Genomic DNA, 18,642 nt, shown 5'->3' on the forward strand with positions numbered 1-18,642 from the left:
CGGCAATGCCACCGGTTGCCCCGCCCCGATGAACGATATGCCCGCGACGGCGCCCCGGGCGGCCCTGCTGCTGTTCGGCGCCGGAGACTTCGCGTTCAACCTCTACTGGCAGGCGGTGAACCTCTACCTGCTGTTTTTCTATATCGACACGCTGCGGCTGGCGCCCGCGCTGGCCGGCACGCTGTTCCTGATCGGCGCGGCGTGGGACGGTGCCGCGGATTTTGCGGCGGGCGTGGTGGCCGAGCGGATGCGGCGGCCCTATCGCTGGCTGATCGGTTGGGGCGCGCTGCCGCTGGGGCTGGCGTTCGTCGCGATGTTCGCCGCGCCGGCGGGCGCCTGGCCATGGGCGCTGGTGGCGCAGCTCGGCTTCCGCACGCTCTATGCCTTCACCAACATCCCCTATGCCGCCTGGACCACGCGGCTCGCCGGCACCAGCGCGGAGCGATCGCTGCTCGCCGGGTTGCGAATGATCTTCGGCGCCGTCGCCGCAACCTTCGTGGCGGGGATCTTCCCGCAGCTCGTGCAGGTGATGGGCGGCTATGCGGCGGCCAGCGCGCTGCTGGCGCTGCTCGGCGTGCCGCTGCTGCTGGCGATCGCCTTGCGGGTGCCCGAGCGACGCCCGCCGCCAACGATCGCGGTCGCACCCCGGATCGGCCCCGCATTGGCCCTGCTGGCACGAAACCGGGCGTTCGTCGCGCTGAACCTCGCCGCGGCGGCGGGCGCGGCGGCGGCGGCGCTCACAACCCAGTCGGTGCTCTACTTCTTCCGCTATGTGCTGGCGGATGATCCGGCGGGTCCGCGTGCGCTGGCGGCGATGGCCTTCGCCAGCCTGATCGCGACGCCGCTCTGGACCATCGCGGCGCGGCGCGCGGGCGCACGGGCCGCGTGGCTGGCGGCCTGCGGACTGGCGCTCGCCCTGCCCGCCGCGTTCGTGCTGCTGCCGGCCCCCGGCGTCGCCGCGGCGACCCTGTTCCTGCTATGCATGCAGGTCGCCTTTGCCGGTTTCGGACTGGCGGCGTGGACATTGCTGCCGGACTGCGTCGACTGGGGCGCGGCACGCACCGGCGTTCGGGTGGAGGCGATCGCCTTCGGCGCCTTTGCCCTGGCCCAGAAGGCCGCACTGGCCGCCGCAGGGTTCGCGATCGGCGCGATCTACCAGGCGAGCGGATTCGTCGCGGGCGCACCGCAGACCGCGACGAGCCTCGCCGCGATCCGCTGGCTGATGCTGGCCGGCCCCGCGCTGCTGCTGCTGGCAGCGCTGGCCGCAATCCTCGCTTTGCCCCTGCGCAAGAACACGTTGGCCGACTTGGCCACCTGAGGCCTCCGCCCTATGGGCGGAGGCCGCTATTGCTTTGCAATAGCCGTCAGATCAGCTCGAACGTGCCCGACACGCCTTCGGCTTCGGCAGACGGTGCGATCCAAAGCTGGAACGTCCCCGGCTCCACGGTGGGCTTCAACGCCCGGCCGATGAACAGCAGGTCGGCGCGGGTGAGCGTGAAGGTCACCCGCTTGCGCTCGCCGGGCTTGAGCGCGACGCGGCGGAACGCCTTCAGCTCGCGAACCGGGCGGGTAACGCTTGCCGCCACGTCGCGAATATAGAGCTGCACCACCTCTTCGGCCGCGCGCGTTCCGCTGTTGGTGATCGTGGCGGCGACGGTCAGCTTGCCGTCCGCCGTCAGCTTGCCGCCGCCCAGGTCGAGCTCGCCATAACCGATCTCGCCATAGGTCAGGCCATGGCCGAACGGAAACAGCGCATTGTTCGGGAACTCGCGGTAGTGCGTCTTGTATTCCTGCAGCGGCCCTGCCGGGTTGGGGCGGCCGGTGGGCTTGTGGTCGTAATGATAGGGCTCCTGCCCCGTCGCCTGCGGGAAGGATACCGGCAGACGCGCCGAAGGCCCGACCGCGCCGAACAGCACGTCCGCGATCGCCGGCCCGTCCTGCGAGCCCAGGAACCAGGTGACCAAGATTGCGGGGGCCTTGAGCACCGCCCCCTCCAGCGCCAGCGCCCGACCGTTGCGGAGCAGCACCACCATCGGCTTGCCCGTGGCGGCGACCGCCTCGGCCAGCGCCATCTGCGCCGGCGGCACGACGATGGCCGAGCGCGACTGCGCCTCGCCGGACATGCGGGCATGCTCGCCCACCGCCAGGACCACGATGTCCGCCGCCTTCGCTGCGGCCACCGCCGCCTCGATCCCGCCGGCGATGGGGCCGTCCAGCCCGGCCCCTTCGGTAACGCTCACCAGCGCCGGATCCTGCACCAGCGCCTTCACGCCGGTCGCCAGATCCACTGCTTCATTGTCGGTGCCGTAGACATTCCAGGTGCCGATCAGATCGTGCAGCCCGCTGGCGAAGGGACCGATCAGCGCGATCTTCTTGCCCGCGCGGGGCAGCGGCAGCAGCTGGCCCTCGTTCTTGAGCATCACAATCGAGCGCGATCCCGCCTCGCGGGCCAGCGCGAGGTTTGCACGGGTGCGGACCCGCGCCTTCTCCCGCGCGGGATCGATGCGGCGGAACGGATCGTCGAACAGGCCAAGCTGCACCTTCAGCGCCAGCACCCGGCGCACCGCCTCGTCCAGCCGCGCCATCGGTACTTCGCCCTTGGCGACCAGGTCGGGCAGGTGCTTGATGTAGAAGCCGCTTTGCATGCTCATGTCGACACCGGCCAGGAACGCGAGCTTGGTCGCCTCGCGCGCATCGGCGGCGAAGCCGTGCGCGATGAGTTCCTCGTCGGCGGTATAGTCGGAGACCACCAGCCCGTCGAAGCCCCATTCCCGCCGGAGAATGTCGGTCAGCAGCCATTCGTTGGCAGTCGCAGGGATGCCCGACAGCTCGTTGAAGGACGCCATCACGGTCGGCGCGCCCGCCGCGAGCGCCGCCTCGAACGGCGGGAAATAGGTTTCGCGCAGCGTCCGTTCGGAAATGTCGACGGTGTTATAGTCCAGCCCGGCCTCGACGGCGCCATAGGCGGCAAAATGCTTTGCGCAGGCGGCAACGGCGTCAGCCGCCTCCAGCCCCTTGGCGCCCTGGAAGCCCCGCACCCGCGCCGCTGCGATCAGCTTGCCGAGCAGCACGTCCTCACCCGCCCCTTCCACGCTGCGGCCCCAGCGCGCGTCGCGGGTGATGTCGACCATCGGCGCGAAGGTCCAGTCGATGCCCGCCGCTGCCGCCTCGACGGCGGCGACTCGGGCGGTGCGCTCGGCCAGATTGGGGTCGAAGCTCGCCGCCTCGCCCATCGGCACCGGGAAGACGGTGCGGAAGCCATGGATCACGTCGGCGGCGAACAGCAGCGGGATCTTGAGCCGCGATTCACGCGTCGCCACGGTCTGCATCCGCTTGGCCATCGCCGCGCCATTGCCGTTGAACACGCCGGTCAGGCGTCCGGCGCGCACCTCCGCCAGCTGGCCGTCGAAGTTGGACGAAGCCCCCGCCGGATTGAGCGTCACCGCCGCGCCGCCCGACCAGGCGGCGGCCATCAGGGTCAGCTGCCCGGCCTTTTCCTCGATGGTCATCTTGGCGAGCAGCGACTCGACCCCAGCGGGCAGCTTCTTGGCGCCCGCCTGGAGCAGCATCGCGCGCGCCGGGCTCGCCGCCCAGGCCGCCGCCGCGCTCGCCCCGATCAACACCGCACGCCTCGAAATCTGGCCGTCGTTCACGCGTTTCCTCCCATGGCGCGGCCTCAACTCCAGCCGCTGCATCATCAATCTTGCAACCCGCTATTGCTTGATGTAACCGGTTACATCAAGAGCTTCAGACCGCCAGCAACAAAACGAGCGGTTTCAACCGCGATGAAGGAGGGGACGCAACCACGCCATGCCGAACGCAACGATCCGTGATGTCGCGCGGGAAGCGTCGGTGTCCGTGGCGTCGGTGTCGCGTGCGCTGAACGGCGCCACCAACATCCGCCCCGAACTCCGCGATCACATTCGCGATGTTGCGGCGCGGCTCGGCTATGTCCCGCATGCCGGTGCCCGCAACCTCAGCCTTGCCCGCTCCTCCACGATCGGCGTCGTCGTTCCCGATCTGCACGGCGAATTCTTCTCCGAACTGCTGCGCGGCATGGATCGTCAGGCGTCCGAACTGGGTCTGCACCTGCTGCTGATGGTGATGCACGGCGAGGCCGATCGCGGCGTCACCGCGCTCCACGCCATGCGCGGCCGGGTCGACGGGCTGGTGGTGATGGCGCCGCAGATCACCTCGGACGAGCTGTTCGCGCATCTGCCCCGCTCGATGCCGTCGGTACTGGTCAACTGCGCTCCGCACGAGGGTGTGCGCCCGGAGCTGCGCGTAGACAACGTTGCCGGAGCAGTGGCGGTGATCGAGCATCTCGCGGCAGGGGGCTGCCGGCGGATCGTCCATATCGCCGGGCCCGAGGCCAATATCGACGCGCGCGAGCGTCTGCGCGGCACCCGCGACGCCTGCGCCCGGCTGGGGCTGGAACTGCGCGTGTTGCAAGGCGACTTCAACGAGGACTCCGGCACCGCCGCGATCGCCACGCTGCAGGCCGAGCATGCCGAGTATGACGCGGTGTTCGCCGCCAACGACATGATGGCGGTGGGCGCGCTGATGGCACTGAAGCGGGCCGGCGTTGCGGTACCCGAGCAGATCGCGGTGGCGGGGTTCGACAACATCCCGCTCACCCGCCTGATCTCGCCGGCGCTCACCACCGCCAGCATCGACATTGCCGAATTCGGCGCGCGCGCCGTGGTGCGCCTCGCCGGACTGATCGACGGCGCCGCCGAGGACACGCTCGAATGGCGCGCGCCGATCGTCATCGCGCGGGAGTCCACCCGCCAACCCACGAAAACAACAACAGAAAACCCGATCCGCCGGGGAGATAGAGAGTGACCATGAACAAGCTGGTATTGCGATCCGCATTGCTGACGATGACCGTGCTGGGCAGCGGTGCCCTGCTCGCCCCTGCCCCCGCCATGGCCCAGGTCGGCCAGGCCTCGCTGCGCGGCACGATCACCACGCCGGCGAACAACCCGGTGACCGAAGTGACCGCGATCGAAGTGTCGACCGGCATCCGTCGCAGCGCGACCGTCGGCGCCGATGGCAGCTACAATTTCGCCTCGCTGCGCCCGGGCACCTATCGGCTCGAGATCAAGCTGCAGACGGGCGTGCGCAATTCGGATGCATTCACGCTGCGCGTCGGCCAGAATGCCGGCCTCGACCTCGATCTCACCACCGTCAGCAGCCCGGCGCCCGACGCGGGCGCAGCGGCCGAGGGCGGCGACACGGCAGCGCCGGCGGGCGACGAGATCGTCGTCACCGGCAACCGCATCCGCTCGCTGGACGGCGGCCAGGTCGGCATCAACATCACCCAGCGGCTGATCGAGCAGCTGCCGCAGAACAACCGCAACTTCCTCGCCTTCGCCGATCTGGCGCCGGGCGTGCGGTTCATCGAAAGCGCCAACGGCGAATCGCGCATCCAGGGCGGCGCGCAGAACAGCAACACGGTGAACGTGTTCATCGACGGCGTCAGCCAGAAGGACTATGTCCTCAAGAACGGCATCACCGGCCAGGACAGCTCGGCGGGCAACCCCTTCCCGCAGCTCGCGATCGGCGAGTATCAGGTGCTCTCGTCCAACTACAAGGCGGAGTTCGACCAGGTCAGCTCGGTGGCGATCACCGCCGCCACCAAGTCGGGCACCAACGAGTTCCACGGCGAAGGCTTCATCGACTATACCAATCAGGACCTGCGCTCGCGCCGGCCGAGCGAGCTGTTTCCGACCAAGCTCGACAAGGTGAATTCGAACAACAAGCAGTTCGGGCTCGCGCTGGGGGGACCGATCATCAAGGATCGAGCGCATTTCTTCGTGACCTACGAAGGCAAGCGGATCGACAGCCCCTATGACGTGCGGCCGGACAACGGCATCGCGCCGAGCACGCTGCCGCAGCAGTATCAGCAATATTTCGGCAGCTTCTCTCAGCGCTTCAACGAGGATCTCTACTTCGGCAAGCTCGACTTCGAGCCGAGCGAGAAGGATCTGATCGAACTGACCGGCAAGTACCGCAAGGAATCCGGAGTCCAGATCTCGACGGGCGTGGCCGCTTCCAGCACCGCGACGCTGAACAAGGTCGAGGAAAAGCGCTTCATGGGACGCTGGCAGCGCAGCGAGGACAACTGGATCAACGACGCGCGCGTCTCCTACCAGGACACGCGCTGGGCGCCGACCCCGGCGACCAGCGGCATCACGACGCTGTTCCAGGCGACCCCCGTCGCCAACGGCGCCCGCAGCCGCTTCGCGCTGCTGCGCTTCGGCGCGGGCAGCAACCAGCAGGACAAGGGCCAGAAGGGCTGGACCGTCCAGGACGACTTCACCTGGACCGGCTTCGACGGGCACACCATCAAGGTCGGCGCCAAGGCGAGCTGGATCAAGCTGCGCTCGCTCGAGCAGAATTTGACCAACCCGCTCTACACCTATGACGTCAACGCGTTCAGCCAGACGGGTTTCAACGACACGATCCCCTATCGCGTGGAGTTCGGCGCCGCCTCCGCCTCGGGCTCTACGGACGTTCGCTCGAACAACTTCCAGCTGGGCATTTATGCGCAGGACGACTGGGACGTGACCTCGCGCCTCACCCTCAACCTCGGCCTGCGCTGGGATTATGAGCGGACGCCCGCCTATCTGGATTTCGTGACGACGCAGGAGAACATCACGGCGGTGTCGCCGGCGAACTATCCCAACCTCGTCAACGCAGATTACGACATCAACGACTATATCTCCAACGGCCGCAACCGTAAGGCGTTCACCGGCGCCTGGCAGCCGCGGCTCGGCTTCACCTATCGCTTCGATGAAGCCGGGCGCTTCGCGCTGTTCGGCGGGTATGGCCGGTCGTACGATCGCAACCAGTTCGACTTCCTCCAGCAGGAACTGAGCCAGGGCGCGTTCCCCACCCGCAGCTTCAACTTCATCGGCGCGGATTCGCAGAACCCCTGCACCCCGTCGACGACCTGCGTCGCCTGGAACCCGATCTACCTCACCGCCGAAGGTCGCCAGCAGCTGCTCGCCGGCACCACCGGCGGCGGCCGCGAGTTCCGCTTCCTCAACAACAATCTCAAGGTCCCCTATTCGGACCAGTTCAGCCTGGGGCTGCGCGGCCGGTTCGATCTGGTCGGTCTGGAAGTCGGCTACACCCACGTCACCAGCAAGAACGGCTTCGTCTTCCTGCTCGGCAATCGCCGCCGCGACGGCAGCTTCTTCTTCAACGATCCGGCAAGCGCGACCGACACGCCGTCGGCGCCGTTTGGCGATCCGCCCCCGGGCTATGGCGCGATCATTCTGGGCACCAACGGGCTGCGCACCGCGTCGGATTCGGCCTATTTCAAGGTCACCAAGACCTACACACAGGCTTCGCCCTGGAGCATCGACGCGACGTACACATTCACCGAGGCCAGCGAGAACCGCCAGTTCGGTGAGACCTTCTCGCTCGATTATCCGTCGATCAGCGACTATCCGACGCTGCGGTCGTCGGGCGTGCCGCGGCACCGGCTGGTCATCGCCGGCAGCGTGGACCTGCCGCTCGGCATCGCCCTCTCGTCCAAGCTGCAGGTCGAGTCCGCGGCGTACCAGAAGGGGTTCATCGACCGGGCGGACCCGTTCGAGCGCGTCCTGGTCGGCCGCTTCACCGATGGCACCGGCGGCGGCTGGGGCCGTCGCCAGATCGATCTGGCGGTGACCAAATATGTGCCGATCCGCTTCATCAGCGACCAGACCCGCCTGCGCTTCCGCGTCGACGTGCTGAACGTGTTCGACGACTGGAACTTCGTCGACTTCAACAACAACCCGACGTCGCCGGATTGGGGCCGCCAGGTCGGCTACAGCGTCGGCGGCAATCCGCCGCGCACCGTCAAGCTGTCGGTCGGCTACTCCTTCTGATCCCCCCTCGGGGGCGGGGCGCATCACCACCCCGCCCCTCTTTTTTGTTCAGGACTCCATCATGATCGACCGCAGGCAACTGCTCGGCTCCGGCGCGGTGGCGCTGGCGGGCCTCGCCGGGGCGTGCACCACGCCGGGCGCGCGTATCGGCGGCACCGGCCCCGCACCGGGCGCAGACCCGCTGATCCGCGACCTGCAGGAACGCACCTTCCGCTATTTCTGGGACACTACCGATCCCGAGACCGGCCTTGCCCCCGATCGCTGGCCCACCCCCTCCTTCGCCTCGATCGCCGCGGTCGGCTTCGCGCTCACCGCCTATCCGATCGGCGTCACCAACGGCTGGATCACGCGCGACCAGGCACGCATCCGCACGCTCGCCACGCTGCGCTTCTTCGCCACCGCGCCGCAGGGCGACGGGCAGAGCGACGCCAGCGGCTATAAGGGCTTCTTCTACCATTTTCTCGGCGTCACCAAGGGCCGCCGCTTCGCCCGCGCCGAGCTGTCGACGATCGACACCGCGCTGCTGCTGGGCGGCGTGCTGTTCGCGCAGAGCTGGTTCGACGCCGACGATCCGCAGGAGGCCGAGATCCGCAGCCTCGCCGATCAGCTCTATGCCGCGGTCGACTGGACCTGGATCACCCCGCGTGCGCCCTTCGTCTCGATGGGCTGGCACCCGGAGAGCGGGTTCATCCCTTCGGACTGGAACATCTACAACGAAGGGCTGCTGCTCTACGTGCTGGCGCTAGGCTCCCCCAGCCAACCGCTGCCGCCCGAGACCTGGAGTGCCTGGACCGCGCGGTTCGACGCGCAGTGGAGCGACAAATGGGGCGAACCGCACCTCCATTTCGCGCCGCTGTTCATCCACCAGTATAGCCATTGCTGGATCGATTTCCGCGGCATCCGCGACGGGTACATGGCCGCCAAGGGCATCGATTATTTCGAGAACAGCCGCCGCGCGGTGCGGGCGCAGCGCAACTATGCGATCGCCAATCCCGGCGGCTGGACCGGCTATGGCGAGGACGTGTGGGGGCTGACCGCCTGTGACGGGCCTGGCGACTTCCGACAGCGCATCGCGGGGCGCGAGCGCGAATTCTTCAGCTATTCGGCGCGCGGGCCCGACGATCGCGACGACGGCACGCTGGCGCCGACGGCGGCGGCGGCCTCGATCGCGTTCGAGCCGGAACTGGCCGGCCGCGCGGTGGCGACGATGCATGCCCGTTATGGCCGCGGCATCTATGGCCGCTACGGCTTCCTCGACAGCTTCAACCCCACCCTCACCCGTACGACCGAGCCGCTCAAGCACGGCAAGATCGTGCCCGGCATCGGCTGGGTCGACAATGACCATCTCGGCATCGATCAGGGACCGATCCTGCTGATGATCGAGAATCTCCGCAGCGGCATGGTGTGGGAGGTGATGCGCCGCAACCCGCATATCCGTCGCGGGCTGCAGCGCGCTGGCTTTAGAGGTGGCTGGCTCTAGGGGCGGCTGGCTTTAATCGTCCTGCCGGTCCGTCTTCTTGGGCGCGACCCAGACATGGACCGGCACGACGACCTTGCCCGGTGCAGGCTTGCCGATATCGACGCGGCTGGCCTGCACGAGCTCGCCGTTCGAAAGGGTGAAGGACGCCCAGGGCTTGGGCATGCGGCCGAACGTCATCTTCTGGATGGGTTCGCCGGTGTTCGAATTCATGATGGTAGCAATGACTGGCATGTGCCTGCCGCTATTCGGGCGGGCGCCGCGCTGTCCAGCGGGGGCGCCGACGAATCTGTGGATAGCGCCCCTTCCCCGCCGCGCGATCGGCGCTAAAGCCGCGGGTGAGACACCGGCAGAAGGGAGCAGCCCATGATCATCCGCAGCGACGAGACACTGGATGTCGAGGTGTCCGGCAGCGGCCCGATGCGGGTGCATCTGTTCCGTCCGGCGGTAGAGGGTCGCTTCCCCGGCGTGCTGCTCTTTTCCGAAATCTATCAAGTCACCGCGCCGATCCGGCGGCTGGCGACAATGCTGGCCGGCAATGGCCTGCTCGTCGCGGTGCCGGAGGTCTATCACGAATATGAGCCGGCCGGCACGGTGCTCGCCTATGATCCCGCCGGCACCGAACGCGGCAACGCGCTGAAGGTCACCAAGCCCGTCGCAGCGTTCGACGCGGACGCCGCCGCCGCGCTGACGGTCCTTGCCGGACACCCGGCGTGCACCGGCAAGCTCGGCACCTTCGGGGTGTGTCTTGGCGGGCACCTCGCCTATCGCGCCGCACTCGACCCTCGCGTGTCGGCCGGCGCCTGCTTCTACCCTACCGACATCCACTCGGGCAGCTTGGGCGAGGGCCGCAGCGACGACAGCCTGGCACGGATGGCGGAGCTGAAGGCCGAGCTGCTCCTCGTCTGGGGCCGACAGGATCCGCATATTCCGTTCGCCGGGCGCGAGGCGATCCGGGCGCGGCTGGAGGATGTCGGCGCGGCCTATGCCTGGCACGAGTTCAACGCCCAGCATGCCTTCCTCCGCGACGAGGGCTCCCGCTACGATCCCGCGCTGTTCCTCCAGGCGATGCAGCTGACGCTCGACTTCTATCGCCGCACCCTCGCCTGATCGCGCGCGGCAGCGACGGCCTTTGACCTTTGCCGCGAGATTGCCCACAAGCCCGAGGGATGCCGGACAAGTTGCGTAGCGTCGCCTTCGAGGGCGTGGGGAAATCCTATCCGAAGGGCGTGCGGGCGGTGGACGGCGTGTCGCTCGACATCTCCGGCGGCAGCTTCGTCGCCCTGGTCGGCGCCTCGGGCTCGGGCAAGTCGACCCTGCTCAAGATGATCAACCGCCTGATCGAGCCGAGCGAGGGCCGGGTGACGATCGACGGCATGCCCGTCGATGCCGAACCGCCGCACCTGCTCCGCCGACGCATCGGCTATGTGTTCCAGAATGTCGGGCTGTTCCCGCACCTGACCGTCGGCGAGAATGTCGCCATCGGGCTCAAGCTGGCCGGCGAACGCGATCGAACCGCCCGGGTCGCCGAATTGCTGCGACTGGTCGACCTGCCTGAGGACATGGCGGCGCGAATGCCCGATGCGCTATCGGGCGGGCAGCGCCAGCGGGTGGGCGTCGCCCGTGCGCTGGCGACGGCGCCCAAATTGCTGCTGATGGACGAGCCCTTCGGCGCGCTCGACCCCGTCACCCGCGATGCGCTGGGCAAGGCAATCCGCGCGCTGCATGAAGCGATGGACCTGACCACGATCCTGGTCACGCACGACATGGCCGAGGCGCTGCTCCTCGCCGATCGCATTCTGGTGATGGAGGCCGGCAAGCTGGTAGGCGATGCCTCCCCGCGGGACCTGCTGGCGGGTCGAGGCGGCGCGGCCGCCGATGCGCTCGTCGCGGTGCCGCGCGAGCAGGCCGAACGGCTGGCGGCACTGGCCCGATGAGCGCTGCCTTCGCCCGCGTGCCCGACTTGCTCGCGCAGCATCTGCTGCTCGCCTTCGGCGCGTTGCTGCTGGGGATCGCGATCAGCCTGCCGCTGGCGGTACTCTCCGCCCGGCACCGCATTGTCGCGCGCGCGGCGCTGGGACTGGCGAGCCTGATCCAGACCATCCCCAGCCTTGCGCTGCTGGCGCTGTTCTATCCGCTGCTGCTGTGGTTCTCCGCGCTGATCGGCGGGGGTATCCCGGCCCTGGGTTTTCTCCCCTCGCTGCTCGCCCTCACCCTCTATGCGCTGCTGCCGATCCTCCGCAACGCGGTGACCGGGCTGGTCACGCTGAACCCGGCGGTGCGCGAGGCGGCGGACGGCGTCGGCATGACGCGGTGGCAGAAATTGTGGCTGGTCGAGGCGCCGCTGGTCGCGCCGGTGGTGATGGCCGGGATCCGCACCGCCGCGGTTTGGACGATCGGCGCGGCGACGCTGTCCACCACCGTGGGCCAGCCGAGCCTGGGCGACCTGATCTTCGCCGGGCTCCAGACGCAGAACTGGACGCTGGTGCTGACCGGCTGCATTGCCGCCGCCGCGCTGGCGCTGGCGGTCGATGCGCTGCTCGGGCTTGCCGAATGGGGCATCGCGCACCGCCGCCGGGTGCTGGTGTGGCTGAGCCTCGGCCTGCTCGCCGCCGCCGCGCTGACCGCCCTTGCGCCGGCGTTGCCCAGCACGCGCGGCGTAGTGACGATCGGCGCCAAGGGTTTTTCCGAGCAATATATCCTGGCCCGGCTGATCGGTGCCCGGCTGGAGGCGGCGGGCTATACCGTCCGCTATCGCGAGGGACTGGGATCGGGCGTCGCCTATGGCGCGCTGGCAAGCGATGCCATCGACGTCTATGTCGATTATTCGGGTACGATCTGGACCAACCAGATGCACCGCAGCGACGTGCCGCCGCGCGCCGCGATCGTCCGCGGCGTCGCCGATTGGGCAAGGCGTACCAGCAACGTCATGCTGCTGGGGCCGCTCGGCTTCGAAAATGCCTATGCCTTTGTGATGCGGGGGGACGACGCGCGGCGTCGGGGAATTGCGAGCATCACCGATCTCGCGCGGGTGGCGCCGTCGCTCCGGCTGGCGACGGACATCGAGTTTCTCGAGCGGTCGGAGTGGAAGGCGGTGCAGCGCGCCTATGGCCTGCGCTTCGCCGAGGCACATCCCTATCAGCCGACCTTCATGTACCGCGCGCTCACCAGCGGCGCTGCCGATGTGATCCCCGCCTTCTCCTCCGACGGGCGGATTGCGGCGCAGGGCCTGGCGGTGCTCAAGGACCCCAAGGGCGCCATCCCTGGCTATGACGCGGTGCTGCTGATCGCACCCCGGCGTGCGAACGACCAGCGTTTCCAGGCGACGCTGCGCCCGCTGATCGGCGCCATTCCGGTCGAGCGGATGCGGGAAGCCAATTACCTGGTCGACCGCGACGCCGACAAGCAGAGCCCCGACGCCGCCGCCCGCTGGCTGGCGGCGCGGCTGGGGCGCTGATCAGAGACAGCGCGGATCGCGCACCGGCGCGTCGCCGCCGCGGGTCAGCCAGCGGCCGTCGGGCGCGCGGTATTTCTCGCCCGGCGCGGTGCGCAGGATCAGGTTGCAGCCGGTGACGAACGCCATCTGCTCCACGGTGGAGCTGGCGGCGGCCTGCTGCGTGTACTGGCGCTTGCGCTGGATATTGATGTTGTTGACGATCGCCTGCAGCTCGGGCGTCGCCGCGCCGACAATGCCGAGATAGCCGTCGGGCTGTTCGCCGACCTTGCCCTGCTGCCGCGCGGCCTGATAGGCAGGATCGCGCTGCGCCAGGGCCGGCGCGACCACGCCCGCCGCAATCGCTGCCGCCATGCCGAAGGTGGAAAGCAAGTGTCGCATCAGAAAATCCCCGGATTGTCTTGGATGATGGCCTTCGCCTTGTTGTCGAGGCGATAGACCACTTCCTGGGTGATCGAAATGTTGAGGTTGATCACGATCGGCTTGTCGGGCGCGTTCACCGTCACGCAGCCGCCCAACAGCGCCAGCGGCACGATCCCGCGGGCACCCAGCCAAATGGTCGAACTCCGCTTCATGCTTCAACGCTCATAGACATGCCTTTCATGGACGAGTGGTGCTTTCGGCGGGCTGAACGGTCGCTTGGCCCGCTTCCTCTGCACGTTTCTGCTCGTCGAGCAATGTCGGCAGGTTGCGCTCGATCAGGCGGCGCGGGTCATACCAGGATTGCACCGAATCCAGCAGCTGGCGGAAGGGCGCATTGATCCGGACGTTGAACACCAGCGGCAGCCGCGCCAGCCGCCGAATGAGGAAGTTCGACCTTGTACCCTCGCCCTGGCTCAGGCCGGAGAAGCTGATATCGGTGATCATCTCGCCGGCCAGCGGCCCGTGCATCCGGATAGTCAGGTTGCGATAGTCGAGCGACTTGAGCGCCTGGAACGCCATATTGCCCCAGGTTCCGAGATCCTCGCGCGACACCTCGCCGACATAGGCGATGTGCCCGCCCGCCCGCGCGCGCAGCTCGCCGCCCTCGATGCGGCCGCCATCGGCATCAAAGATCATCGGCAGCGTTCCGTCGAAAGTGCCGGTCGCGTCGAGATTGTCGAACGCCATTTCCTTCAGGAACAAGGCGGCGTCGACGCCCCTCACCTGGAAGGTCATGCGGCGCTCGCCCGCTTCGTTGAAGTCCAGCGTGGTCGGATCGAGCACCAGCTCGCCGCCCGCAAAGGGCCAGCGCGCACCTTCCACCCGCACCCGGCGACTGTCGAGCAGCTGATAGCGGAACACGCCGTCGCGTACCGGCACGCCGGGATTGATCTCGGCGACCCGCGCGACCTGGCTTGGCGCGGTTCGTACAGCCAGCAGGTCGGTGAAGTCGAGCTGGGTGTTGATCCCCTGTACCGGCCCGAACGCTGCCGCCAGCGCTACATCGGTCGCGGTGAACCGGCCGGTGCTGGTCACCGCGTCGCCCGACCAGGTGATCCGGCCGCCGCCGGAAATCAGGCCGTCGACATCGGCGATGACGCCCAGCGTGAGCGGGGTCAGATCGGTGGGCTGCAGTCCATCCAGCTGGAAGCGCAAGCCGGGCACGTCGAGCAGCGCCTGCCCCGCACCCGCCGCCAGATCATGGGCGATCGTCACCCTGGCGACCTCCAGCGGACGCTTGGTGCCGAGGAGCGTCGCCTGCGCCTCGATCTGGTTGCCCGAAAGCCGCAGCTGCCCGTTCGCGGCGCTCAACGGTTCGAAGCGCGGCGTCGGCTCGGCGTCGGTGAGCCGGAAGCCGCCAAGCAACGCGAGCCCGCCCTCGGCCATCCGCCAGCTGCCCCTGCCCTGCGACAATATCAGCGGTACCGCGCCGATCTGTCCGCCCAGGCCCGCGAAGTCGCCGCCCGGCGTTCCGTCGAATGCGCCTCGCAGCTGCCCGATGTCGAGCCGCGTCGGTCGCTCCGCACCCATGCGGACGGCCACGGTGTCAAAGGCAAAGCTGCGCCGCGCCAGATCGATCCGGGCCGCATCGGCCGCGAGCTGCAGCGGGCTGCTGCCCATGCTGCCCGCCAGTGCGATGCCGGTCGTGCGGACGCCGCCCGCAAGCTGCTGCCCGCGCCAGGCCAGCATCGCCGGTCCGACCGGACAGAGCCGCTGGCGGTGGCTGCGCAGCACCATGCCGGACAGCGCCACCCGGGCGAAGCCGAGCGTCTGGCAGTCCCGGTTCACCAGCACATTGCCGCCGCTCCACTGCGCCACCAGCGGCATCGACAGATCATCGACGCGTCCGTCGCCCACCGGCCCCGACAGCGTCGCCACGGTGTTCGCGACCCCCGATCGCCCGCGGACCCGGAAATACAGCTTGGCCAGCGCGAGGCGCGCGCCGCCGGCCGCATAGGGGCGCAGCGTGCCGGTACCCTGCAGCTGATCGCTTCCCGGCTGCCGCACAAGGTCGAGCATGAGGTCGGGCAACCCGCCGCCGCCGATCGAAAGCCGGCCGGCAAGCGCGAGGCTTCCATCCGGCAGGTCCAGTATCGCGGCCCCTTTCCCGGCGAAGCGCAACCGCCCGCCCGAGCGTGCGGCAAGATCCAGACGCTGGAGGCGCACCGTGGCTCCGCCGCGACGCGTTGCAACACCGATCGCCGCCGTGCCGTCGAAGCGCCGCCCCGCCGCCGCCACTGCCGAGACGAATTGCGCGGCGAGCGGCGCGACCGGCGTTCCCTGCACCCGTCCGCGATAGGCGCCCAGTCGTTGCAGCAACGCCCCGTCGACGGCGGCGTCCTGCACCTGGAGGCTACCATCAAAGGCGGTGCTGTCGCCTACGGCATATCGGCCGGACACGGATAGCACGCCCGCTTTCAGCGCGTCGGCCTTCACCGCAGCGCCGCGCAGGTCGAGCGTGCCCGCCGTCCGCGCACGATCGCCGGCGAAATCGAGGCGCCCGGCGGTGGCGCCCATGTGACCAAGGCCGGAGCTGAGCGACGCCAGCCCGAGGCGGGCGGTGCCCTGCCATTCCTGCAGCGCGGCATCCAGCGTGACCCGCAGATCGCCGCGGGGCTGCGCCGCGCGCATGTCCGCGCACGCCAGCTGTTGCGCAGCCAGCGGGCCGGACAGGCTCGGTGCGCCCCGCCGAACATGAACCCGCATGTCGGCATGCACGTCGCGCAGATCGCAACCGCCGACGCGCAGGTGCGCGGACTGCGCCCGCACGGCACCGTCGAACCCATCGGTCAGCAGGCCCTTGCCGCGCAGGCCGAAGACCATCAGGCCGGCGCCGCTATCCAGCCGCAGCTGGGCATCGGCCACCTCGACGCTGATCCGCGGCAAGGAGAAGGGCTTGCCGGACGGGGTCGGCATCAGCCGATCGAGCGCGCCGAGCGACAGCGTGCCATCGACCAGCCGCCCCTTCGCGCGCACCTTGCCCGCCTTCACCACCAGCACCTCGGCGCGCCATGGCGAGAGTGCGGTACGCAGTTCGATCCAGTCGGCGGTGAGGTCGGGGTCGCGCGGGTCGCCGATTGCAACGTTGGTCAGTCGCTGCCGCCAGGGGGATAGCTGCTCGATCGTGTAACGGGCGGGTACGCCGCGCCGGGCCAGCTCGCGGTCGACAAAGCCTTGCGCGATCGTCCGCCGCTGCAGCCAAGCGGTCGCGACGGTGGCGGACACCAGCGCAAGCAGCGCCACGACTGTCCGGCGCCGTCGCTTCGCACGTCCTGCTGCGCGGTTCCGCCGAACCTCGGCGTCGGTGTCGTCTTCGCTCCGGTCCACGCCCGCTCCAGCCGCCTGATCGTTGCGGCCCTGCCATAGCACGCCGGGCGTGCAAAGGTTCCTTGCCGCTCGTCGCCGGGGATCGGTCAGTGCTTGCGGCGGGCCGTGTCGGTCGAGGCCCTATCCTCCGCATCCTGCCAAAGTGGCTGCGCCATGGCGGCGAAGGCCTCGGCAGGCGCCTTGGCGACGGCGCGATCATAGGTCAGCAGGCCATTGATCTCGCCTTCCACGTCCGTCGTCTGCGTGTAGACCGATGCGCTGAGGCCGTGGACCCGTGCCTGGCGGACGATCTCCTCGAACTTCCGCCGGTACCGCGCGAGATAGTCTTGGGAGTCGTTGGTCACCTGGTAGCTCCAGCGCTTGTCGTCGCGCCACAGATGCCCCTCGATCGGCTGACCGACCCCGCCATATTCGCCGATCACGATCGCCCGCTCGCTTTGCCGGGTAGGCACGTGCGGCACATCCTCATAGGTGTGGATGTCGAACACGTCCGACGCCCCCGGCGCCACGTCCAGCCACCCGCTATCGGCATTCACCAGCCGGCTGGGATCCATGCCCTTCACGAACCGGGCGAGCGTGGCGGAATCATATTGGCCCCAGCCTTCGTTGTTCACCACCCACAGCACGATCGAGGGAAACGCCCGCAGACGGCCGATCATCCGCGACAGTTCGACCTGCTGCTGCGCCATCACGTCGGACGAGAGCACGGCCTGACTCTGGCTGGACCCGGTGACGAACTGGTCCTCGCCGCCGCCCGACGGCATGTCCTGCCAGATCAGCATGCCCATGTGATCGGCATCGTAATAGAAGCGGGCAGGCTCGACCTTGATGTGCTTGCGGACCATGTTGAAGCCCGCCTTTTTCAGGAACTCCAGGTCGTAGCGCATCGCGGCTTCGCTCGGCGGCGTCAGCAGACCGTCCGGCCACCAGCCCTGGTCGAGCACGCCGTTCTGGAAATAGGGCTTGTTGTTGAGCAGCAGCGCGGGCTGGCCGGTGACCTTGCCGGGTCCGACCGAAATCTTGCGCATCGCGAAATAGCCGTTCACCCGATCGCGCGGCGCACCGGTCACCTCGGCGGCAGCGTAGCTCGCGATCTCGCCGCTGGTGAAGCGCGCATCATAGGCGGCGCGATCGCGTTCAGGCTTGCCGGCATAGGGATCGCGAACCGTCACCAGTTCGGCGACGAGATCGTAGAGGAAGGGATCCTCCGGCGACCAGAGATGCGCATCGGGCACCGCGATGCTGGCATGGCGATTTGCGCGAACGATCGTGGAGGCGATCGTCTTGCCAGCGGAACGGACACTCAGCCGCACCACGTCGGTGTCGGCCGCGCTGGCGCTGAGCGCGACATCGACCTCGACTCTGCCGGTGTCGATATTCGGCGTTGCCCGCACCTCCTCAATGTGCAGCGCGGGTACCGGCTCGATCCACACGGTCTGCCAGATGCCGCTCACGGCGGTGTACCAGATACCGTCCGGCTCCAGTATCTGTTTGCCGCGCGGCTGGCTGCCCGCGCTGGTCGGATCGGCGACCTGCACCACCAGTTCGTTGGCGCCTGGCTTGAGGAAGGGCGTGATGTCGAAGCCGAAGCTGTCAAACCCGCCTTGATGCGCGCCGACCATTGCTCCGTTCACCCATATGCGGGCGTCGTGATCGACTGCACCGAAGTTGAGCATCACGTTCTGCCCTGCCCAGCCGGGGGGCACGGTGAAGCTGCGGCGATACCAGATCCGGTCGGCGGGCGTGACCTTGCGGGCCACGCGCGAGAGGCGGGATTCAACCGGGAAAGGTACCAGGATCTGCCCGTCCATCCGCACCGGCTGCGGCGCGGCTGCGGGGGTGATCGCATAATCCCACAGGCCGTTCAGATTTTGCCATTCGCTGCGCTGCAGCTGCGGGCGTGGATAGCTCCGCCAGGCATTGTCGGGGGTCACCTCGCGACCCCAGCCGGTGGTGATGGCGCCGGTATAGACGGCATCCGGACGCGGAGTTTGCGCGATGGCGCTCGCGGGCACGTTTGCCAGCGCCAGGGAAAGGATCAGGCTGCGCATGGGAATGTCCTCAATAGCGGGTAAGAG

At 68.5% G+C, this 18,642-nt stretch carries 13 protein-coding genes; 7 read left to right on the forward strand and 6 right to left on the reverse strand.

The features are described 5' to 3' along the window. Positions 1–28: 28 nt before the first annotated feature. Positions 29–1,318 (forward strand): MFS transporter, encoded by a 1,290-nt coding sequence (locus S2M10_RS10375; protein ID WP_168845987.1) that lies wholly within the window; start codon positions 29–31, stop codon positions 1,316–1,318. A 46-nt stretch (positions 1,319–1,364) separates the two neighbouring features. Here the strand turns inward: S2M10_RS10375 and bglX are convergent, their stop codons facing one another. Further along, entirely contained in the window at positions 1,365–3,569 is a 2,205-nt protein-coding gene (bglX, locus tag S2M10_RS10380) for a beta-glucosidase BglX (RefSeq protein ID WP_211090984.1), read from the reverse strand. A 241-nt stretch (positions 3,570–3,810) separates the two neighbouring features. On the opposite strand from bglX, the gene S2M10_RS10385 reads away from it, so the two are divergent. The 3 genes from S2M10_RS10385 (at position 3,811) to S2M10_RS10395 (ending at position 9,363) form a co-directional block, all read left to right on the forward strand. Beyond that, positions 3,811–4,845: a LacI family DNA-binding transcriptional regulator gene (locus S2M10_RS10385; protein ID WP_168845989.1), complete on the forward strand. Its 1,035-nt coding sequence runs from the start codon at positions 3,811–3,813 to the stop codon at positions 4,843–4,845. A 2-nt stretch (positions 4,846–4,847) separates the two neighbouring features. Further along, the gene (locus S2M10_RS10390) at positions 4,848–7,883 is read left to right on the forward strand and encodes a TonB-dependent receptor (protein WP_247650744.1); all 3,036 of its coding nucleotides are present in this window, start codon (positions 4,848–4,850) and stop codon (positions 7,881–7,883) included. Positions 7,884–7,944: 61 nt separating this feature from the next. Further along, positions 7,945–9,363, forward strand: coding sequence for a glucoamylase family protein (locus S2M10_RS10395; RefSeq protein WP_168845990.1), 1,419 nt, complete (start codon positions 7,945–7,947; stop codon positions 9,361–9,363). 12 nt (positions 9,364–9,375) lie between these two features. On the opposite strand, the gene S2M10_RS10400 is transcribed toward S2M10_RS10395, so the two are convergent. Continuing rightward, a complete protein-coding gene (locus S2M10_RS10400; protein ID WP_247650736.1) occupies positions 9,376–9,573 on the reverse strand; it encodes a hypothetical protein in 198 nt (65 codons plus the stop codon). Positions 9,574–9,726: 153 nt separating this feature from the next. Here S2M10_RS10400 and S2M10_RS10405 point away from each other — a divergent pair, with 153 nt between their 5' ends. Genes S2M10_RS10405 through S2M10_RS10415 form a run of 3 tightly spaced genes read left to right on the forward strand, consistent with a single transcriptional unit; the run spans position 9,727 to position 12,817 of the window. Continuing rightward, the gene (locus tag S2M10_RS10405) at positions 9,727–10,470 is read left to right on the forward strand and encodes a dienelactone hydrolase family protein (protein WP_168845991.1); all 744 of its coding nucleotides are present in this window, start codon (positions 9,727–9,729) and stop codon (positions 10,468–10,470) included. 59 nt (positions 10,471–10,529) lie between these two features. Next, positions 10,530–11,297, forward strand: coding sequence for an ATP-binding cassette domain-containing protein (locus S2M10_RS10410; RefSeq protein WP_168845992.1), 768 nt, complete (start codon positions 10,530–10,532; stop codon positions 11,295–11,297). Beyond that, positions 11,294–12,817 carry an ABC transporter permease/substrate-binding protein gene (locus S2M10_RS10415; RefSeq protein ID WP_168845993.1) on the forward strand — a complete coding sequence of 508 codons (1,524 nt, stop codon included), beginning with the start codon at positions 11,294–11,296 and terminating at the stop codon, positions 12,815–12,817. The genes S2M10_RS10410 and S2M10_RS10415 overlap by 4 nt, the downstream gene beginning before the upstream one ends. On the opposite strand, the gene S2M10_RS10420 is transcribed toward S2M10_RS10415, so the two are convergent. From S2M10_RS10420 to S2M10_RS10435, 4 genes are all read right to left on the reverse strand, one after another. Continuing rightward, positions 12,818–13,195, reverse strand: coding sequence for a YdbL family protein (locus tag S2M10_RS10420; protein ID WP_168845994.1), 378 nt, complete (start codon positions 13,193–13,195; stop codon positions 12,818–12,820). It abuts the gene before it with no gap. Continuing rightward, entirely contained in the window at positions 13,195–13,389 is a 195-nt protein-coding gene (locus tag S2M10_RS10425; protein ID WP_168845995.1) for a YnbE family lipoprotein, read from the reverse strand. Before S2M10_RS10425 ends, S2M10_RS10420 begins: the two co-directional genes overlap by 1 nt. 25 nt (positions 13,390–13,414) lie before the next feature. Continuing rightward, the gene (locus tag S2M10_RS23110) at positions 13,415–16,564 is read right to left on the reverse strand and encodes a YdbH domain-containing protein (RefSeq protein ID WP_168845996.1); all 3,150 of its coding nucleotides are present in this window, start codon (positions 16,562–16,564) and stop codon (positions 13,415–13,417) included. A gap of 86 nt (positions 16,565–16,650) precedes the next feature. Beyond that, the gene (locus S2M10_RS10435; RefSeq protein WP_168845997.1) at positions 16,651–18,615 is read right to left on the reverse strand and encodes a sugar-binding domain-containing protein; all 1,965 of its coding nucleotides are present in this window, start codon (positions 18,613–18,615) and stop codon (positions 16,651–16,653) included. Between the last annotated feature and the right edge of the window lie 27 nt (positions 18,616–18,642).

The sequence above is a fragment of the Sphingomonas sp. S2M10 genome (assembly GCF_012650175.1).
Lineage (GTDB): Bacteria > Pseudomonadota > Alphaproteobacteria > Sphingomonadales > Sphingomonadaceae > Sphingomonas.